The organism is Pseudomonas sp. BRG-100 (assembly GCF_000737955.1).
GTDB classification, from domain to species: Bacteria; Pseudomonadota; Gammaproteobacteria; order Pseudomonadales; family Pseudomonadaceae; genus Aquipseudomonas; species Aquipseudomonas synxantha_A.
In genome coordinates this window covers 3,665,453-3,681,970 of the sequence record NZ_JPRX01000001.1, presented here as the reverse complement: position 1 = coordinate 3,681,970, position 16,518 = coordinate 3,665,453, and the positions used below count along the sequence as shown (strand labels likewise).

At 60.5% G+C, this 16,518-nt stretch carries 21 protein-coding genes; 17 read left to right on the top strand and 4 right to left on the bottom strand.

Annotated features, from left to right (window positions below; genetic code table 11):
- Window positions 1-61 precede the first annotated feature (61 nt).
- The 6 genes from JH25_RS11100 to JH25_RS11125 all read left to right on the top strand — a co-directional run bounded on the left by JH25_RS11100 (window position 62) and on the right by JH25_RS11125 (window position 4,960).
- On the top strand, window positions 62-967 hold the full coding sequence (locus tag JH25_RS11100; RefSeq protein ID WP_032878937.1) for an energy transducer TonB: 906 nt from the start codon (window positions 62-64) through the stop codon (window positions 965-967).
- Window positions 968-1,017: 50 nt separating this feature from the next.
- A complete protein-coding gene (locus tag JH25_RS11105; protein ID WP_005792257.1) occupies window positions 1,018-1,587 on the top strand; it encodes a YqgE/AlgH family protein in 570 nt (189 codons plus the stop codon).
- Window positions 1,587-2,024 carry a Holliday junction resolvase RuvX gene (gene ruvX / locus JH25_RS11110; protein ID WP_005792259.1) on the top strand — a complete coding sequence of 146 codons (438 nt, stop codon included), beginning with the start codon at window positions 1,587-1,589 and terminating at the stop codon, window positions 2,022-2,024. The genes JH25_RS11105 and ruvX overlap by 1 nt, the downstream gene beginning before the upstream one ends.
- Window positions 2,025-2,156: 132 nt before the next feature.
- Entirely contained in the window at window positions 2,157-2,663 is a 507-nt protein-coding gene (gene pyrR, locus JH25_RS11115) for a bifunctional pyr operon transcriptional regulator/uracil phosphoribosyltransferase PyrR (protein WP_005792260.1), read from the top strand.
- Window positions 2,664-2,687: 24 nt separating this feature from the next.
- Complete coding sequence (locus tag JH25_RS11120; RefSeq protein WP_032878936.1) at window positions 2,688-3,692, top strand: aspartate carbamoyltransferase catalytic subunit; 1,005 nt, start codon at window positions 2,688-2,690, stop codon at window positions 3,690-3,692.
- Window positions 3,689-4,960 (top strand): dihydroorotase, encoded by a 1,272-nt coding sequence (locus JH25_RS11125; RefSeq protein WP_032878934.1) that lies wholly within the window; start codon window positions 3,689-3,691, stop codon window positions 4,958-4,960. Before JH25_RS11120 ends, JH25_RS11125 begins: the two co-directional genes overlap by 4 nt.
- Window positions 4,961-5,042: 82 nt before the next feature.
- Here JH25_RS11125 and JH25_RS11130 read toward each other — a convergent pair whose 3' ends face one another.
- Window positions 5,043-5,471: an NINE protein gene (locus JH25_RS11130; RefSeq protein ID WP_032878933.1), complete on the bottom strand. Its 429-nt coding sequence runs from the start codon at window positions 5,469-5,471 to the stop codon at window positions 5,043-5,045.
- Window positions 5,472-5,720: 249 nt separating this feature from the next.
- Between JH25_RS11130 and JH25_RS11135 the strand changes: the two genes are divergently transcribed.
- Window positions 5,721-6,359: a C40 family peptidase gene (locus tag JH25_RS11135; protein WP_005792265.1), complete on the top strand. Its 639-nt coding sequence runs from the start codon at window positions 5,721-5,723 to the stop codon at window positions 6,357-6,359.
- A 147-nt stretch (window positions 6,360-6,506) separates the two neighbouring features.
- On the opposite strand, the gene JH25_RS11140 is transcribed toward JH25_RS11135, so the two are convergent.
- Window positions 6,507-7,541 (bottom strand): type IV pilus twitching motility protein PilT, encoded by a 1,035-nt coding sequence (locus JH25_RS11140; RefSeq protein WP_032878931.1) that lies wholly within the window; start codon window positions 7,539-7,541, stop codon window positions 6,507-6,509.
- A gap of 57 nt (window positions 7,542-7,598) precedes the next feature.
- On the opposite strand from JH25_RS11140, the gene JH25_RS11145 reads away from it, so the two are divergent.
- From JH25_RS11145 to JH25_RS11190, 10 genes are all read left to right on the top strand, one after another.
- Window positions 7,599-8,294, top strand: coding sequence for a YggS family pyridoxal phosphate-dependent enzyme (locus JH25_RS11145; RefSeq protein ID WP_032878930.1), 696 nt, complete (start codon window positions 7,599-7,601; stop codon window positions 8,292-8,294).
- A gap of 25 nt (window positions 8,295-8,319) precedes the next feature.
- Complete coding sequence (proC, locus tag JH25_RS11150) at window positions 8,320-9,138, top strand: pyrroline-5-carboxylate reductase (protein ID WP_032878928.1); 819 nt, start codon at window positions 8,320-8,322, stop codon at window positions 9,136-9,138.
- 25 nt (window positions 9,139-9,163) lie between these two features.
- Window positions 9,164-9,751 (top strand): YggT family protein, encoded by a 588-nt coding sequence (locus JH25_RS11155; protein WP_003195087.1) that lies wholly within the window; start codon window positions 9,164-9,166, stop codon window positions 9,749-9,751.
- Between the two features lie 220 nt (window positions 9,752-9,971).
- Window positions 9,972-11,111 carry a homoserine O-succinyltransferase MetX gene (metX, locus tag JH25_RS11160; protein WP_005792271.1) on the top strand — a complete coding sequence of 380 codons (1,140 nt, stop codon included), beginning with the start codon at window positions 9,972-9,974 and terminating at the stop codon, window positions 11,109-11,111.
- A 7-nt stretch (window positions 11,112-11,118) separates the two neighbouring features.
- Window positions 11,119-11,739 carry a methionine biosynthesis protein MetW gene (gene metW / locus JH25_RS11165; protein WP_005792273.1) on the top strand — a complete coding sequence of 207 codons (621 nt, stop codon included), beginning with the start codon at window positions 11,119-11,121 and terminating at the stop codon, window positions 11,737-11,739.
- A 21-nt stretch (window positions 11,740-11,760) separates the two neighbouring features.
- On the top strand, window positions 11,761-12,195 hold the full coding sequence (locus JH25_RS11170; protein WP_032878927.1) for a DUF4426 domain-containing protein: 435 nt from the start codon (window positions 11,761-11,763) through the stop codon (window positions 12,193-12,195).
- Window positions 12,192-12,788: an RdgB/HAM1 family non-canonical purine NTP pyrophosphatase gene (gene rdgB / locus JH25_RS11175; RefSeq protein WP_032878926.1), complete on the top strand. Its 597-nt coding sequence runs from the start codon at window positions 12,192-12,194 to the stop codon at window positions 12,786-12,788. The genes JH25_RS11170 and rdgB overlap by 4 nt, the downstream gene beginning before the upstream one ends.
- The gene (gene hemW / locus JH25_RS11180; protein WP_032878924.1) at window positions 12,785-13,987 is read left to right on the top strand and encodes a radical SAM family heme chaperone HemW; all 1,203 of its coding nucleotides are present in this window, start codon (window positions 12,785-12,787) and stop codon (window positions 13,985-13,987) included. Before rdgB ends, hemW begins: the two co-directional genes overlap by 4 nt.
- Before the next feature lie 19 nt (window positions 13,988-14,006).
- Window positions 14,007-14,330: a DUF3392 domain-containing protein gene (locus JH25_RS11185; RefSeq protein WP_003176691.1), complete on the top strand. Its 324-nt coding sequence runs from the start codon at window positions 14,007-14,009 to the stop codon at window positions 14,328-14,330.
- Between the two features lie 28 nt (window positions 14,331-14,358).
- Complete coding sequence (locus JH25_RS11190; RefSeq protein ID WP_032878922.1) at window positions 14,359-14,907, top strand: RNA 2'-phosphotransferase; 549 nt, start codon at window positions 14,359-14,361, stop codon at window positions 14,905-14,907.
- On the opposite strand, the gene JH25_RS0127215 is transcribed toward JH25_RS11190, so the two are convergent.
- Both JH25_RS0127215 and trmB read right to left on the bottom strand, forming a co-directional pair.
- Window positions 14,900-15,709 carry a hypothetical protein gene (locus tag JH25_RS0127215; protein ID WP_050549378.1) on the bottom strand — a complete coding sequence of 270 codons (810 nt, stop codon included), beginning with the start codon at window positions 15,707-15,709 and terminating at the stop codon, window positions 14,900-14,902. The two genes, JH25_RS11190 and JH25_RS0127215, sit on opposite strands and share 8 nt — an antisense overlap.
- A gap of 78 nt (window positions 15,710-15,787) precedes the next feature.
- The gene (gene trmB, locus JH25_RS11195; RefSeq protein WP_032878921.1) at window positions 15,788-16,513 is read right to left on the bottom strand and encodes a tRNA (guanosine(46)-N7)-methyltransferase TrmB; all 726 of its coding nucleotides are present in this window, start codon (window positions 16,511-16,513) and stop codon (window positions 15,788-15,790) included.
- Window positions 16,514-16,518: the final 5 nt, after the last annotated feature.

Sequence of the window (16,518 nt, the reverse complement as noted above, 5' to 3'; positions counted from 1 at the left end):
ACACACCAACATTGCGTTATCATGCGCCACCTGTGAAACGCGCGATGTTGGTTTTCTTGTCATGACACTCCCGTCCGATCTGCCCCCAGAACTCACCCACAGAGGCGTGCGCCCGGCTGATCGGCTCGGATTTACCCTGTTTCTCGCCGCATTGATTCACCTCGCCTTGTTGCTGGGCGTGGGCTTCACCATGGTCGAGCCCAAGCAGATCACCAAGACCCTGGAAATCACCCTCGCTACGTTCAAAAGTGAGAAGAAGCCCGAAAAGGCCGACTTTCTTGCCCAGGACAACCAGCAGGGCAGCGGTACGCTCGACAAGAAAGCCGTGCCCAAGACCACTGAAGTAGCGCCCTTCCAGGACAACAAGGTCAATAAGGTCACCCCGCCGCCGGTGCCCAAGCCCGAGGTCAAGCAGGCAACGCCCAAGGCCGCCGTGACCACCGTTGCGCCCAAGCCGCAAAAGGCCCCGACCCAGCGCGAAAAAACCAGGACTGAACCCAAGCCCGAGCCGGTGAAGCCCGCGCCAACCTTCGACAGTTCGACGCTGTCCGACGAAATTTCCAGCCTGGAAGCCGAACTGGCCCACGAACAACAGCTGTATGCCAAGCGCCCGCGCATCTACCGCCTGAACGCCGCGTCGACCATGCGCGACAAAGGCGCCTGGTATAAAGACGAGTGGCGCAAGAAGGTCGAGCGCATCGGCAACCTCAATTACCCGGACGAAGCCCGGCGTCAGCAGATTTATGGCAACTTGCGTTTGCTGGTATCGATCAACCGTGACGGTTCGCTCTATGAAGTGCAGGTGCTGGAGTCCTCCGGCCAACCGCTGCTGGACCAGGCCGCCCAGCGCATCGTGCGCCTGGCCGCGCCTTTTGCGCCGTTCAGCGGCGACTTGAATGACGTGGACCGCCTGGAAATCATCCGCACCTGGAAGTTTGCCAAGGGCGACCGGCTGTCCAGCAACTGACACCGCTCCTACACTTGTCAGTTCGCCCCTCCAACGCCACACTAGCGGACATGAAAAACGTCAGCCCGACCTACCTCAAGCACCAATTCCTGATCGCCATGCCCCATATGGCCGACCCGAACTTTGCGCAGACCTTGACCTATATCGTCGAGCACACGGCCAATGGTGCCATGGGGCTGGTGGTCAACCGTCCACAGGAGCTGAGCCTGGCCGATATCCTTGAGCAATTGCGCCCGGAACTCGACCCACCGACCCGCTGCCAGGATGTGCCGATCTATATCGGCGGGCCGGTGCAGACCGATCGCGGCTTTGTGTTGCACCCCACCGGGCCGCAATACCAGGCCACGGTGGATCTTGAGGGCGTGTCACTGTCCACGTCTCAGGACGTGCTGTTCGCGATCGCCGATGGCGTCGGCCCTGAGCAAAGCCTGATTACCCTGGGCTACGCCGGTTGGGAAGCCGGGCAACTGGAGGCCGAGCTGGCGAGCAATGCCTGGCTGACCTGCCCGTTCGACGCCGACATCCTGTTCAACACCGCCAGCGAACTGCGCCTTGATGCTGCCGCCGCCAAGCTGCGGGTCAACCTCAGCCTGTTGACCAGCCAGGCGGGGCACGCCTGATGGCCTTGCGTCTGATCCTGGGTTTTGACTACGGCACTAAACAGATCGGCGTAGCGGTCGGCCAGGTTATTACCGGCCAGGCCCGCGAGCTGTGCACCTTGAAGGCCCAGAACGGCATACCGGACTGGAACCAGGTTGAAGCCCTTATCAAAGAGTGGAAGCCCGACGCTGTGGTGGTCGGCCTGCCCCTGAACATGGATGGCACCCCCAGCGACATGTGCCTGCGCGCCGAAAAATTCGCGCGCCGCCTCAATGGCCGCTACAACCTGCCCTTCTATACCCACGATGAGCGCCTGACCACCTTTGAAGCCAAGGGTGAGCGTCGTGACCGCGGCGGGCAGAAGGGCAGTTACCGCGACAACCCCGTGGACGCCATCGCCGCCGCCTTGCTGTTGCAGGGTTGGCTGGATGAAAACACCGCTTTATTTGAATCCTGACCCGCCGCGATCCTGTGGGAGCGGGCTTGCCCGCGAAGAACGTTAACGATACCGCGTGAAGGCTGGATGAACGCGGTACCCATGAGTTTTTCGCGAGCAAGCTTGCGCCTACACACTTAAAAAGGAGCCCCCATGAGCCTGCCCAATCCCGCCGAACTGATCAGCCAGATGGCATTACGCCTCAAGGCGCACCTGGAACACCGCGGCATCAGCGAACCGCGCTTTATCGGCATCCGCACCGGCGGTGTCTGGGTAGCCCAGGCGTTACTGGAAGAACTGGGCAGCGATTCGCCCCTGGGTACGCTGGACGTGTCCTTCTACCGCGACGACTTCAGCCAGAACGGCCTGCACCCACAGGTGCAGCCTTCGGCTCTGCCGTTTGAGGTTGAGGGCCAGCACCTGATCCTGATCGATGACGTCCTGATGAGCGGCCGTACCATCCGCGCCGCCATGAACGAACTGTTCGATTACGGGCGCCCGGCCAGCATTACGTTGGTCTGCCTGCTGGACCTGGACGCTGGCGAATTGCCGATCAGCCCGGATGTCGTAGGTGCAACACTGTCTTTGCAAGCCCGGCAGCGGGTAAAATTGTCCGGTCCCACGCCGCTCGAACTCGAACTGCAAGACCTTGCCCTTTAAACCGCCTTGTACAGAGTCCCCGCGATGACGCCTCTAGATGCCAAGCGCCCGCTGCAGCTCAATGCTCAGGGCCAGTTGCAACATTTCTTGTCCCTCGACGGTTTGCCCCGCGAACTGCTCACCGAAATCCTCGACACCGCCGACTCGTTCCTTGAAGTCGGCGGCCGCGCGGTGAAGAAGGTCCCGCTGCTGCGCGGCAAGACTATCTGCAATGTGTTCTTCGAGAACTCCACCCGCACCCGCACCACCTTTGAACTGGCAGCCCAGCGGCTATCGGCCGACGTGATCACGCTGAACGTGTCCACCTCGTCGGCGAGCAAGGGCGAGACCCTGCTCGACACCCTGCGCAACCTCGAAGCCATGGCCGCCGACATGTTCGTGGTCCGCCACGGCGACTCCGGCGCCGCGCACTTCATCGCCGAGCATGTGTGCCCGCAGGTAGCGGTCATCAACGGCGGCGACGGCCGCCACGCCCACCCGACCCAGGGCATGCTCGACATGCTCACCATCCGTCGGCACAAGGGCAGCTTTGAAAACCTCTCGGTGGCCATCGTCGGCGACATCCTGCACTCCCGTGTAGCACGCTCGAACATGCTGGCCCTCAAAGCCCTGGGCTGCCCGGATATCCGCGTGATCGCGCCGAAAACCCTGCTGCCCATCGGCATCGAACAGTATGGCGTGAAGGTCTACACCGACATGGCCGAGGGCCTCAAGGATGTGGACGTGGTGATCATGCTGCGCCTGCAACGCGAGCGCATGGCTGGTGGCTTGCTGCCCAGCGAAGGCGAGTTCTACCGCCTGTTCGGCCTGACCACCGCACGTTTGGCCGGGGCCAAGCCGGATGCCATCGTGATGCACCCGGGGCCGATCAACCGCGGGGTGGAGATTGAGTCGGCGGTGGCCGATGGCCCGCAGTCGGTGATCTTGAACCAAGTGACCTACGGCATCGCGGTACGCATGGCCGTGCTGTCCATGGCCATGAGCGGGCAGACCGCGCAACGTCAATTCGAGCAGGAGCAGGCCCAGTGAAGCTCAGCATTCTCGGCGCCCGAGTCATCGATCCAGCCAGTGGCCTGGACCAAGTTACCGATCTTTATCTGGACGCCGGCAAGATCATCGCCATTGGCGCCGCACCTGCCGGCTTCAACGCCATCGAAAGCATCGACGCCAAGGGCCTGGTGGCCGCACCCGGGCTGGTGGACCTGAACGTCTCCCTGCGCGAGCCGGGCTACAGCCGCAAAGGCAACATCAACAGCGAAACCCAGGCCGCTGCGGCCGGTGGCGTGACCAGCCTGTGCTGCCCGCCGAACACCAAGCCGGTGCTGGACACTTCGGCGGTGACCGAGCTGATCCTGGACCGCGCCCGTGAAGCCGGCAATTGCAAGGTGTTTCCCGTCGGAGCCTTGAGCAAAGGCCTGGATGGCGAACAACTGGCCGAACTGATCGCACTGCGCGATGCCGGTTGCGTGGCCTTCAGCAACGGCCTGGAAAGTTTTCGCAGCACCCGCACGCTGTGCCGTGCCCTGGAATACGCGGCCACCTTCGACCTGACGGTGATCTTCCACTCCCAGGACCGCGACCTGGCCGAAGGCGGCCTGGCCCATGAAGGGGCAGTCGCCAGCTTCCTCGGCCTGCCGGGCATCCCGGAAACCGCCGAAACCGTGGCCCTGGCCCGTGACCTGTTGCTGGTGGAGCAAAGCGGCGTACGCGCACACTTCAGCCAGCTGACCAGCGCCCGCGGCGTTGCCCTGATCGCCCAGGCCCAGGCCCGTGGCTTGCCGGTGACGGCGGATGTGGCGCTGTACCAATTGATCCTGACGGATGAGGCGCTGATCGACTTCTCCAGCCTGTATCACGTGCAGCCTCCACTGCGTACCAAGGCCGACCGTGACGGTTTGCGTGCGGCGGTGAAGTCGGGGGTGGTGTCAGCGATTTCCAGCCATCACCAGCCTCACGAGCGTGACGCCAAGTTGGCGCCATTTGGCGCGACCGAGCCGGGTATCAGTAGCGTGGAGTTGTTGTTGCCGCTGGCAATGACCTTGGTGGAAGACGGCTTGCTCGACCTGCCGACGCTATTGGCCCGCCTGAGCGCCGGCCCGGCCGACGCTCTGCGCTTGCCGGCGGGCAAGCTTGAAGTCGGTTCGCCAGCGGACCTGGTGCTGTTTGACCTGGGCAGCTCGACGGTGGCAGGGGAGCATTGGTTGTCCAAGGGTGAAAACTGCCCGTTCATTGGCCACAGCCTGCCGGCGACGGTGCGGTACACCTTGATGGATGGGCGGATCACTTACCAGGCCTGAAACCGGTCTAGAGTGAGCGCAGTAAAAAATGTGGGAGGGGGCTTGCTCCCTCCCACATTTTGTTCTCTATAGGGCCGAGAGATCAGCGGCCGTTATTGCGCTCGGCATTGCGGATCGAGATCTGCGTATTCAACGTCCAGAAGTCATACAGCACCCCAATCAGGAACAAACCGCCGGTCAGCAGGTAGATCAGGCCGGTGATCCATTTGCCCTGGTACATACGGTGCACACCGAACAGGCCCAGGAACGCCAACAGGATCCACGCGACGTTGTATTCGATAGGCCCGGCGGTAAAACGCAGGTCGGCTTCACGGTCCATGGCCGGGATGAGGAATACGTCGATCAACCAACCAATGCCCAGCAGGCCGAAGGTAAAAAACCAGATCGTGCCGGTCACGGGTTTGCCGTAATAAAAGCGATGCGCCCCGGTAAAACCGAAAATCCACAGCAGGTAACCGATCACCTTGCTATGGGTATCTTGCTGCTGACCAACCTGTTGATAGGTGTTCATGGAGTACCTCTTTTGCTTCGATAGATAAATTTTTTCATTTTCTTTGTGACTTTTTTACGAGCGCCCGACGTACGGCAAATGGTATCTTCCTGTCCTCAAAGCCTTATGCCACCTGACTTGTGTAGGACAATTGCGGCAATTCGTCGCGTTTTTCCTGGATTTGACCCCAAGGTTCAGTCGACAAACGGCCTGAGAACGACACAAAAAGCTGTTATAAAGTTGCGCGCAAACCCATAAGAGCCACGCCTAATGCGACCATTTTTCAAGACATGGCTGACCATCTGCCTATTAATGCCACTGGCCGCCCACGCCACCAATCGTGAGCAACGACTTCCGAACGTCAATGGTTTCACCCCTAAAGTCCACAGCACAACCACCAAGGCCAAATCGGTAAAGCTGACCGTCAACCGCCCGACTCAACTGAGCAAGGCACACGGTAAAGCAACACCCGGCCTGATGGCTGTCAACACCAAGCAAAGCAGCAACGTCCTCAGCCGTGCCGTCAACGTGCTGGGTACTCCTTATCGTTGGGGCGGCAGCAGCCCAAGTAAAGGGTTCGACTGCAGCGGGCTGGTTAAATATGCATTCAACGATGTAAAAGCGGTGGATTTGCCACGCACCTCCAACGCCATGGCGGCTGGTCACGGCTTGAAGGTTGATCGCAAAGACCTGAAGCCCGGAGACTTGTTGTTCTTCAAGCTCAAGAGCCGCCAGGTCAATCACGTTGCCATCTACCTGGGCAACGACCGTTTTATCCACGCGCCGCGTCGTGGCAAGTCGGTGAGCATCGACACGCTGAAAAAGCCGTTCTGGGACAAGAACTACGTGATTGCCAAGCGGGTGCTGCCTAAAGAGCAGAACAGCAACCTGCGGATCGTGCAGCGCTAAGCCAGGCGCCACTGAAGCTCCCCATTTGAAATGCAATCAAATGTGGGAGCTGGCTTGCCTGCGATGACGGTGTGTCAGTTGGCAGAGAGAGCGCCTGACAGCCCGCTATCGCAGGCAAGCCAGCTCCCACATGAGTATCTGTGCGTTTTAGATATCTGCAGGCACCCTCGCTTTCTCCCGCGCCTCTTCCCGGCTGACCAGCCCCGCGCCAACCAACGCCTTCAAACTCATATCCAGCGTCTTCATCCCCAACGCGCCACCGGTCTGAATTGCCGAAACCATCTGCGCCACCTTGTCCTCACGGATCAGATTGCGAATCGCCGGCGTGCCCAGCATGATTTCATGGGCGGCCACACGGCCGCCGCCGACCTTCTTCACCAGTACCTGAGACACCACCGCCTGCAACGACTCCGACAACATCGAGCGGACCATGGCCTTTTCCCCGGCCGGGAAGACGTCCACCAGCCTGTCTACAGTCTTTGCAGCCGATGAAGTGTGCAGGGTGCCAAACACCAGATGCCCGGTCTCAGCTGCCGTCAAGGCCAGGCGGATGGTTTCCAGGTCGCGCAATTCGCCCACCAGGATCACATCCGGGTCTTCCCTCAGGGCCGAGCGCAGGGCCACGCAGAAGCTGTGGGTGTCGCGGTGCACCTGGCGTTGGGTGATCAGGGCCAGTTTCGGCCTGTGGATAAATTCGATGGGATCTTCAAGCGTGAGGATGTGCTGGCGCCGGTGCCGGTTCAGATAATCGATCATCGCCGCCAGCGTCGTGGACTTGCCCGAACCCGTAGGCCCGGTGACCAGCACCAGGCCACGGGGGAACTGAGCCATACGCTGGAATACCTCGCCCAACCCGAGGTCTTCCAGGCTCTGGACCTCGGTCGGGATGGCACGAAACACCGCGCCTATACCGCGATTCTGGCGGAACACGTTCGCCCGAAAGCGTGCGACTCCCGGCAATTCGAAGGCAAAATCCGTTTCAAGAGATGTTTCGAAATCCTTTTGTTGGTGTTTATTCAACAAAGGGCTCACCAGATCGACCAGTTGCGCTGCGCTCAGCACCGGCTCATCCATCGGCCAGACCTCGCCATCGACTCGCACCATCGGCGCCAGGCCGGCCGACAAATGCAGGTCACAGGCGCCACGGCTTACGCTGGCCGTCAGCAATTGCGTGATATCCATAGGGCTTTCCATTTCCAGTAGAATGCCGCGGACTCCATATCCACGGGCGCATCTTGAATGTCGACGATAGCAGACAACATCGGCCTGGTTAGCCAGCGCATCCGCGCCGCAGCCGACGCCGTGCAACGTGACGCAAGCAGCATCCACCTGCTGGCCGTGAGCAAGACCAAACCCGCACAAGCCGTGCGCGACGCCTATGCCGCCGGGATGCGCGATTTTGGCGAGAACTACCTGCAGGAAGCCTTGGGCAAACAGGCGGATTTAACCGACCTGCCCTTGAGTTGGCACTTCATCGGCCCCATTCAATCGAACAAGACTCGCGCCATCGCCGAGAACTTCGCTTGGGTGCATTCTGTGGACCGCCTGAAAATCGCACAACGCCTGTCCGAACAACGCCCGGCCGACCTGCCGCCGCTGAATATCTGCATCCAGGTCAATGTCAGTGGCGAGGCCAGCAAATCTGGCTGTACGCCGGCCGACCTGCCAGCCCTGGCCAACGCGATCAGCGCCCTGCCGCGCTTGAAGCTGCGCGGCCTGATGGCGATCCCCGAGCCGACTAAAGACCGGGCCGCACAGGATGCGGCGTTTGCCAGCGTACGCGACCTGCAAGCCAGCTTGAACCTGGCGCTGGACACACTTTCCATGGGCATGAGCCATGACCTTGAGTCGGCCATCGCCCAAGGCGCCACCTGGGTGCGGATCGGTACCGCCCTGTTTGGCGCCCGCGACTACGGCCAGCCGCAAAATGGCTGACTTCCCTCGAAAATAAGGACCTGTCATGAGCAACACGCGTATTGCCTTTATCGGCGCCGGTAACATGGCGGCCAGCCTGATCGGTGGCCTGCGGGCCAAGGGCCTGGACGCCGAACAGATCCGCGCCAGCGACCCGGGTGACGAAACCCGCGAACGGGTCAGCGCCGAACACGGCATTGAAACCTTTGCCGATAACGCCGAAGCCATCCACGGCGTCGATGTGATCGTGCTGGCGGTCAAGCCCCAGGCCATGAAGGCCGTGTGCGAAAGCCTGCGCCCAAGCCTGCAGCCGCATCAATTGGTGGTGTCCATTGCCGCCGGCATCACCTGTGCCAGCATGAAAGCCTGGCTCGGTGACCAGCCGATCGTACGTTGCATGCCCAATACCCCAGCGTTGCTGCGCCAGGGCGTAAGCGGTTTGTACGCCACCGCTGAAGTCAGCGCGCAGCAGCGTGACCAGGCTCAGGAGTTGCTGTCTGCGGTGGGCCTTGCCGTATGGCTGGAGCAGGAGCAGCAACTGGATGCGGTCACCGCCGTTTCCGGCAGCGGCCCGGCCTACTTCTTCCTGTTGATCGAGGCCATGACCGCCGCTGGCGTCAAGCTGGGCCTGCCCCACGAGGTTGCCGAACAACTGGCTGAGCAAACGGCCCTGGGCGCCGCGAAAATGGCTGTCGGCAGCGATGTCGATGCCGCCGAACTGCGCCGGCGGGTAACGTCGCCGGGCGGCACCACGCAAGCCGCCATTGAATCGTTCCAGGCCGGGGGCTTTGAGGCCCTGGTGGAAAAAGCACTGGGTGCCGCGGCACATCGTTCGGCCGAGATGGCTGAGCAACTGGGCAAATAGTCGTCCCTTACCAAGGTAATCAAACATGCTCGGAATCAATGACGCTGCCATTTTCATCATTCAGACCTTGGGCAGCCTGTACCTGCTGATCGTGCTGATGCGCTTTATCCTGCAACTGGTGCGGGCGAACTTCTACAACCCGTTGTGCCAGTTCGTAGTCAAGGCCACCCAACCGCTGCTCAAGCCACTGCGCCGGGTGATCCCGAGCCTGTTCGGCCTGGACATGTCGTCGCTGGTGCTGGCGTTGCTGCTGCAGATCCTGCTGTTCGTGGTGATCCTGATGCTCAACGGCTACCAGGCGTTCACCGTGCTGCTGTTGCCGTGGGGCCTGATCGGTATTTTCTCGCTGTTCCTGAAGATCATTTTCTGGTCGATGATCATCAGCGTGATTCTCTCGTGGGTCGCACCCGGTAGCCGTAGCCCGGGTGCCGAACTGGTGGCTCAGATCACCGAACCGGTGCTGGCACCCTTCCGTCGCCTGATCCCGAACCTGGGTGGCCTGGATATCTCGCCGATCTTTGCGTTTATCGTGATTCAGCTGCTGCAAAGCTGGGTGATTCCACGCCTGGCGTACTTTGCCTACATGCCCAAAGAGCTGTTCGGCCTGATCTGAATGCCGTAGCCCCTATAGGAGCTGGCTTGTGTGGGAGCTGGCTTGCCTGCGATAGCATCACCTCGGTGTGTCTGAAACCGCGGTGCCTGCATCGCGGGCAAGCCCGGCTCCCACATCAACCCTTCCCACATTTTGTATCTGCGTACTGGTACAGACCATTGCTTGCCGCTAGGGTCCCCGCTCTTTAGACTTACGCCTCATTTAAACGAGAGCAGGGTCGATGCCAGCTGCCTTCCCCCCCGATTCTGTTGGACTGGTCGTGCCTCAAGTGGCGCACTTCAGCGAACCGCTGGCCCTGGCCTGCGGCCGTTCGTTGCCTGCCTACGACCTGATCTACGAAACCTACGGCCAACTGAACGCCACGGCGAGCAACGCCGTGCTGATCTGCCACGCCCTGTCCGGCCACCACCACGCCGCCGGTTTCCACAGCGTTGACGAGCGCAAACCCGGCTGGTGGGACAGTTGCATCGGCCCCGGCAAGCCCATCGACACCAACAAGTTCTTCGTGGTCAGCCTCAACAACCTCGGCGGCTGCAATGGCTCCACCGGCCCCAGCAGCCTCAACCCGGACACCGGCAAGCCATTCGGCGCGGACTTCCCGGTGTTGACCGTAGAAGACTGGGTACACAGCCAGGCACGCCTGGCCGACCTGCTGGGCATCCACCAGTGGGCCGCAGTCATTGGTGGCAGCCTGGGCGGTATGCAGGCGCTGCAATGGACCATCAGCTACCCGGACCGCGTGCGCCACTGCCTGGCTATCGCCTCGGCGCCCAAGCTGTCGGCGCAAAACATCGCCTTCAACGAAGTGGCACGCCAGGCCATCCTCACCGACCCCGAGTTCCACGGCGGTTCGTTCCAGGAAGCCGGCGTGATCCCCAAGCGCGGCCTGATGCTGGCGCGGATGGTGGGGCATATCACCTACCTGTCCGATGATTCCATGGGCGAAAAATTCGGTCGCGGCCTCAAGAGCGAGAAGCTCAACTACGACTTCCACAGCGTCGAGTTCCAGGTGGAAAGCTACCTGCGCTATCAGGGTGAAGAATTCTCCGGGCGTTTTGACGCCAACACCTACCTGTTGATGACCAAGGCCCTGGACTACTTCGACCCGGCGGCCAACCACGACGACGACCTGGCGAAAACCTTCGAGCACGCCACGGCCAAGTTCTGCGTGATGTCATTCACTACCGACTGGCGCTTCTCGCCGGCCCGCTCCCGTGAGCTGGTGGATGCGCTGATGGCCGCCAAAAAAGACGTCTGCTACCTGGAGATCGATGCACCGCAGGGCCACGACGCCTTCCTGATTCCGATCCCGCGTTACCTGCAGGCCTTTAGCAACTACATGAACCGAATCGCACTGTGAGAACGCCATGAGAGCCGACCTGGAAATCATCCAAGACTGGATCCCCGCCGGCAGCCGCGTGCTCGACCTGGGCTGCGGCGATGGCGAACTGCTGAGCTGGCTGCGCGACAACAAGCAAGTCACCGGCTACGGCCTGGAAAACGACCCGGACAACATCGCCCAGTGCGTGGCCAAGGGCATCAACGTAATCGAGCAGGACCTGGACAAGGGCCTGGGCAACTTCGCCAGCAACAGCTTCGATATCGTGGTGATGACCCAGGCCCTGCAAGCGGTGCACTACCCGGACCGCATCCTCGACGAAATGCTGCGCGTTGGCCGCCAATGCATCATCACTTTCCCCAATTTCGGCCACTGGCGCTGCCGCTGGTACCTGGCCACCAAGGGCCGTATGCCGGTCTCGGATTTCCTGCCGTACACGTGGTACAACACGCCCAACATCCACTTCTGCACCTTCGAAGACTTCGAAGCGTTGTGTGGCGAGCGTGAAGCCAAGGTCATCAACCGCCTTGCCGTCGATCAACAGCACCGCCACGGCTGGGCGAGTAAGCTATGGCCCAATCTATTGGGCGAAATCGGTATTTACCGGGTCAGCAGTCCTGGCCTGACCGACCACAAAGTTGCCGTCTAATCATCTTCAAGAGGGACGTTCATGAGTCGTTTGGCTATTTTTCTATTGACCGCATGCCTGGGCGCCAGCGCCATGGCTGCAGACGCTATCGACGCTAATCGCAAGAAAGACTTTGGCGATATCACCGTCCACTACAACACCTTTACCTCCAGCTTCCTGCCACCCGAGACCGCTCAGAAAGTCGGCGTAGTGCGCAGCAAGGAGAAGGGTTTGATCAACGTAACCGTGATCAAGGGCGTCACCCCGGTCGCGGCGCAAGTGACGGGTACCATCAAAGACCTGGGCGGCAAAAGCGAAATCCTGACGTTCAAGCAAATCGAAGAGAAAGGCGGCATCAGCTACCTCGCGCCCTACTCGGTGACCCAGCGGGAATACAAGACATTTACCATCAACGTTGAAACCGGCGGCAAAGCCCATGGTTTCCAATTCAACCAAGAACTGTTTCCGGCCGAATGATGAACCTTACCCAACTCGTAATGGCCAGCCATAACACCGGCAAACTCAAAGAACTGCAGGCCATGCTCGGCGAATCCGTGCAACTGCGTTCGATTGGCGAGTTCAGCCAGGTCGAACCGGAAGAAACCGGCTTGTCGTTCGTTGAGAACGCCATCCTCAAGGCCCGCAACGCAGCACGCATCTCCGGCCTGCCGGCCCTGGCGGATGACTCGGGCCTGGCGGTGGACTTTCTCGGCGGCGCGCCCGGCATTTATTCGGCCCGTTACGCTGATGGCAAGGGCGACGCAGCCAATAACGCCAAGCTGCTCGACGCGCTCAAGGACGTGCCCGACGCCGAACGTGGTGCACAGTTCGTCTGCGTGCTGGCCCTGGTGCGACATGCCGATGACCCGCTACCGATCCTGTGCGAAGGCTTGTGGCACGGGCGCATCCTGCACGCCGCCAGCGGTGAGCATGGCTTCGGTTACGACCCTTTGTTCTGGGTGCCGGAGCGCAATATCTCCAGCGCCGAACTGAGCCCGGCCGACAAGAACCAGATCAGCCACCGCGCCCGCGCCATGGTGTTGCTGCGCCAGCGCCTGGGCTTGAAATGACCCAGAACACCTCTGCGCAGCCGCTGATCCACGGTGGCGCGCAAACACCACGGGCGGCCCTGCCCCACCTGCCGCCCCTGGCGCTGTACATCCACATCCCTTGGTGCGTGCGCAAATGCCCGTATTGCGACTTCAACTCCCACACCGCCAGCAAGGTGCTGCCGGAAGAAGAGTATGTAGATGCATTGCTGGCGGATCTGGATCAAGACCTGCACGCCGTTTATGGCCGGGAGCTGAGTTCGATTTTCTTCGGTGGCGGCACGCCCAGCCTGTTCAGCGCCGCCGCCTTGGGCCGCTTGTTAAAAGGCGTGGAAGCCCGTATTCGGTTCGCCGCGGATATCGAGATCACCCTGGAAGCCAACCCCGGAACCTTCGAGCAAGAGAAGTTCGTGGCGTACCGCAAACTGGGGATCAATCGCCTGTCCATCGGCATCCAGAGCTTCCAGCAAGAGAAGCTTGAAGCCCTGGGCCGTATTCACAATGGCGATGAAGCCGTGCGCGCCGCTGGCATGGCGCGCCAGGCAGGGTTCGATAACTTCAACCTGGACTTGATGCACGGTTTGCCCAACCAGTCCCTGGACGACGCCCTGGGCGACCTGCGCCAAGCCATTGCGCTCAAGCCGACACACCTGTCCTGGTACCAACTGACCTTGGAACCCAACACCGTCTTCTGGAACCAGCCGCCCGCGCTGCCGGAAGACGACACACTGTGGGACATCCAGGAAGCCGGCCAGGCGCTGCTCGCCGAACACGGTTACGCGCAATACGAGGTGTCGGCCTATGCCCAGCCCGGCCGCCCGGCGCGACACAACCTGAATTACTGGAGCTTTGGCGACTTTATCGGCATCGGCGCCGGCGCCCACGGCAAGCTCAGCCACCCGGACGGGCGCATCGTACGCACCTGGAAAACCCGCGCCCCCAAGGACTACCTCAACCCGGCCAAAAGCTTCCAGGCCGGAGCGAAAGAGCTGACCAACGACGAACTGCCGTTCGAGTTCCTGATGAACGCTCTGCGCCTGACCGAAGGGGTCGATGCCAAGCTCTACGCCGAACGCACCGGCCTTGATCTGGCCAGCCTCGATGAAGGCCGCCGCGAGGCAGAACAAAGTGGATTAATGCAGGTCGAACCGTCACGCCTGGCGGCAACCGACCGCGGGCAACTCTTTCTCAATGACCTGTTGCAGAAGTTTTTGAGCTGATCGCTCTTAAGGAAATCGAATGGATCTGGTACTCGACCTGCTCGCCACCGTATCCCGCTGGAGCCGTAGCAACCTGTCGGAAATCTCCCTGGCCCTCGTGGGCTGCTTGTTGGTGCTGTTCGGCGCCGATATCAAGGGCTGGGTCGAAGCGCGCCTGGGCAGCATCGCCGGCGCCCTGCGCGTGCCCTTGATGGCCCTGCTGTGCATGATCGGCAGCGGTGCGGCGTTGATCTACGCTACGCCGTGGATTGTGCGGGGGCTGAGCCAATTCAATAACTACAGCCTGGCGCCGGTGTTGGTGGTGGTGCTGGTGTTGATTGGGGTGGTGGCAGACCGGCGCTGATCAGACCAGACCGAGATAAGGACATCACATGAGCAAAAAGCTACTGGACGACACCAGCAAATTCCTGAGCTATGTATTACGTCACGAACCGCAAGCGATAGGCCTTTCGCTGGATTCAGAGGGCTGGGCAAGCGTGACGGCACTGATCGACGCCGCGTCACGTGAAGGACGCAACCTTACCCGGGAACTGCTGGAACAGGTCGTGCGCACAAACGAGAAGAAACGCTTTTCGTTTTCCGAAAATGGTCAAAATATTCGGGCCGTGCAGGGCCACTCCAACCCAAGCGTCCAGCTGCAACTCGAAGAAAAACAACCGCCAGCACTCCTCTACCACGGCACCGCAACACGATTTGTCGAGTCAATCAACCAGAAGGGCCTTATTCCAGGCTCCCGTCATCATGTGCACCTCAGCGAACAGCTTGAGACTGCCAGGGAAGTTGGGCAGCGCTACGGGACTGTCGTGATTCTTAAGGTAAACACCCCGGAGATGCTGGCCGAGGGTTTCAAGTTTTTCCAGGCTGAGAACGGCGTCTGGCTGACGGAGCAGGTTCCTGTTCGGTTCCTCGAACCTATTTAGCGGCCTGATTACCAAAACTTTTTTCGTAATACTCTTTAAGCGTCATCGGGTCTTTACAACCCAAGGCCAGAGCCTGATTCAGGTAAGTCAAGTTCACGCTGTCGGGCTTACCTTCGTCGTTCATACGTGTCGCCGCCAAGATATAGTAGGCGTCAGCCCGGTACTGATCATAGGTCAGCATCCGCACACTGGCGCGAGCTTGCATGTTGCCCAAGGTTCTTTCTTCCTTGGCCTCGGCTAGCCGATCACTCTCAAAACAAAGCGAGCGATTGGTGTACAACGGGTAATAATCACGGTTGGCGTCAACTTTGAGCAGCATCTGCTTGAGCGTCTCAAGATACTTTATGTGCCCAGGATCAAGCAGATCAAGACGCATGTACGTCATATCGCACTGATAGTAATAACCCACACCAGCGGCCAACAGACCTTGATCCATCGCCTTGTGCATCGGTTCACAAACCTGCTTGCGCTCTTGCTCGGACATGCCGAACCGGCTTTGGATATTGGCCAGCATGTAAGTCGCGACAACGTGCCCGCCCTCTGAGGCCATCTTCAAATCATGTTGGTACGCCGCTATAGCGCCCTGAACCTCTTTGAGTTGTTCGGGCAACGTGGCCTTATCCAGCTCGCCACTGGCTTCAAGCTTGACGTTATCATCGAACAGCAGCTTGAGTTGTTCCGCCTTCTTTTGAGCACGCTCAAAATAATCATCAGGGGAAATCACTGGTAGAGAGGGGGAGCTAGCCGCGAAGGCTGCCGCAGACAGCAGACTGAGCAGCAGGCTGGAAAGAATGGACTTCAAGCGCTTGTATTCCTTTACAAGAAAAAAACCAAGTGGCAGTGGAACGCAGCCATTCCACTGCCGTGATAGCAGGGTTACTTAAGCCAGCTTCTCAAACTTCAAATCCCACACCCCATGCCCCAATCGCTCGCCGCGGCGTTCGAACTTGGTGATCGGCCGCTCGGCCGGGCGTGGCACGCATTTGCCGTCTTCGGCCAGGTTGCGGTAGCCAGGGGCGACGTTCATCACTTCCAGCATGTATTCCGCGTACGGTTCCCAGTCGGTGGCCATGTGCAGGATGCCGCCCACCTTGAGCTTGCTGCGCACCAGTTCTGCGAAGGAGGCCTGGACGATACGACGCTTGTGGTGACGGGCTTTGTGCCACGGGTCGGGGAAGAACAGCATCAGGCGGTCGAGGCTGTTGTCGGCGATGCAGCGGTTGAGCACTTCAATCGCGTCGCAGTCGTAAACTCGCAGGTTGGTCAGGCCCTGGGTCAGCACGCCATTGAGCAATGCGCCGACACCTGGACGGTGGACTTCCACACCGATGAAATCCTGCTCCGGCGCGGCCGCGGCCATTTCCAGCAGGGAGTGGCCCATGCCGAAACCGATTTCCAGGGAGCGTGGGGCCGAACGGCCAAACACCTGGTCGTAATCAACCGGCGCATCGGCCAGGGGCAAAACGAACAGCGGCGTGCCTTGCTCCAGGCCCTTTTGCTGGCCTTCGGTCATACGGCCGGCGCGCATCACAAAACTCTTGATGCGGCGGTGCTTGGACTCGTCGCCCGCTTCCACGGTGTTCGGCGTTTCGTTTGATTCAGTCATCAATA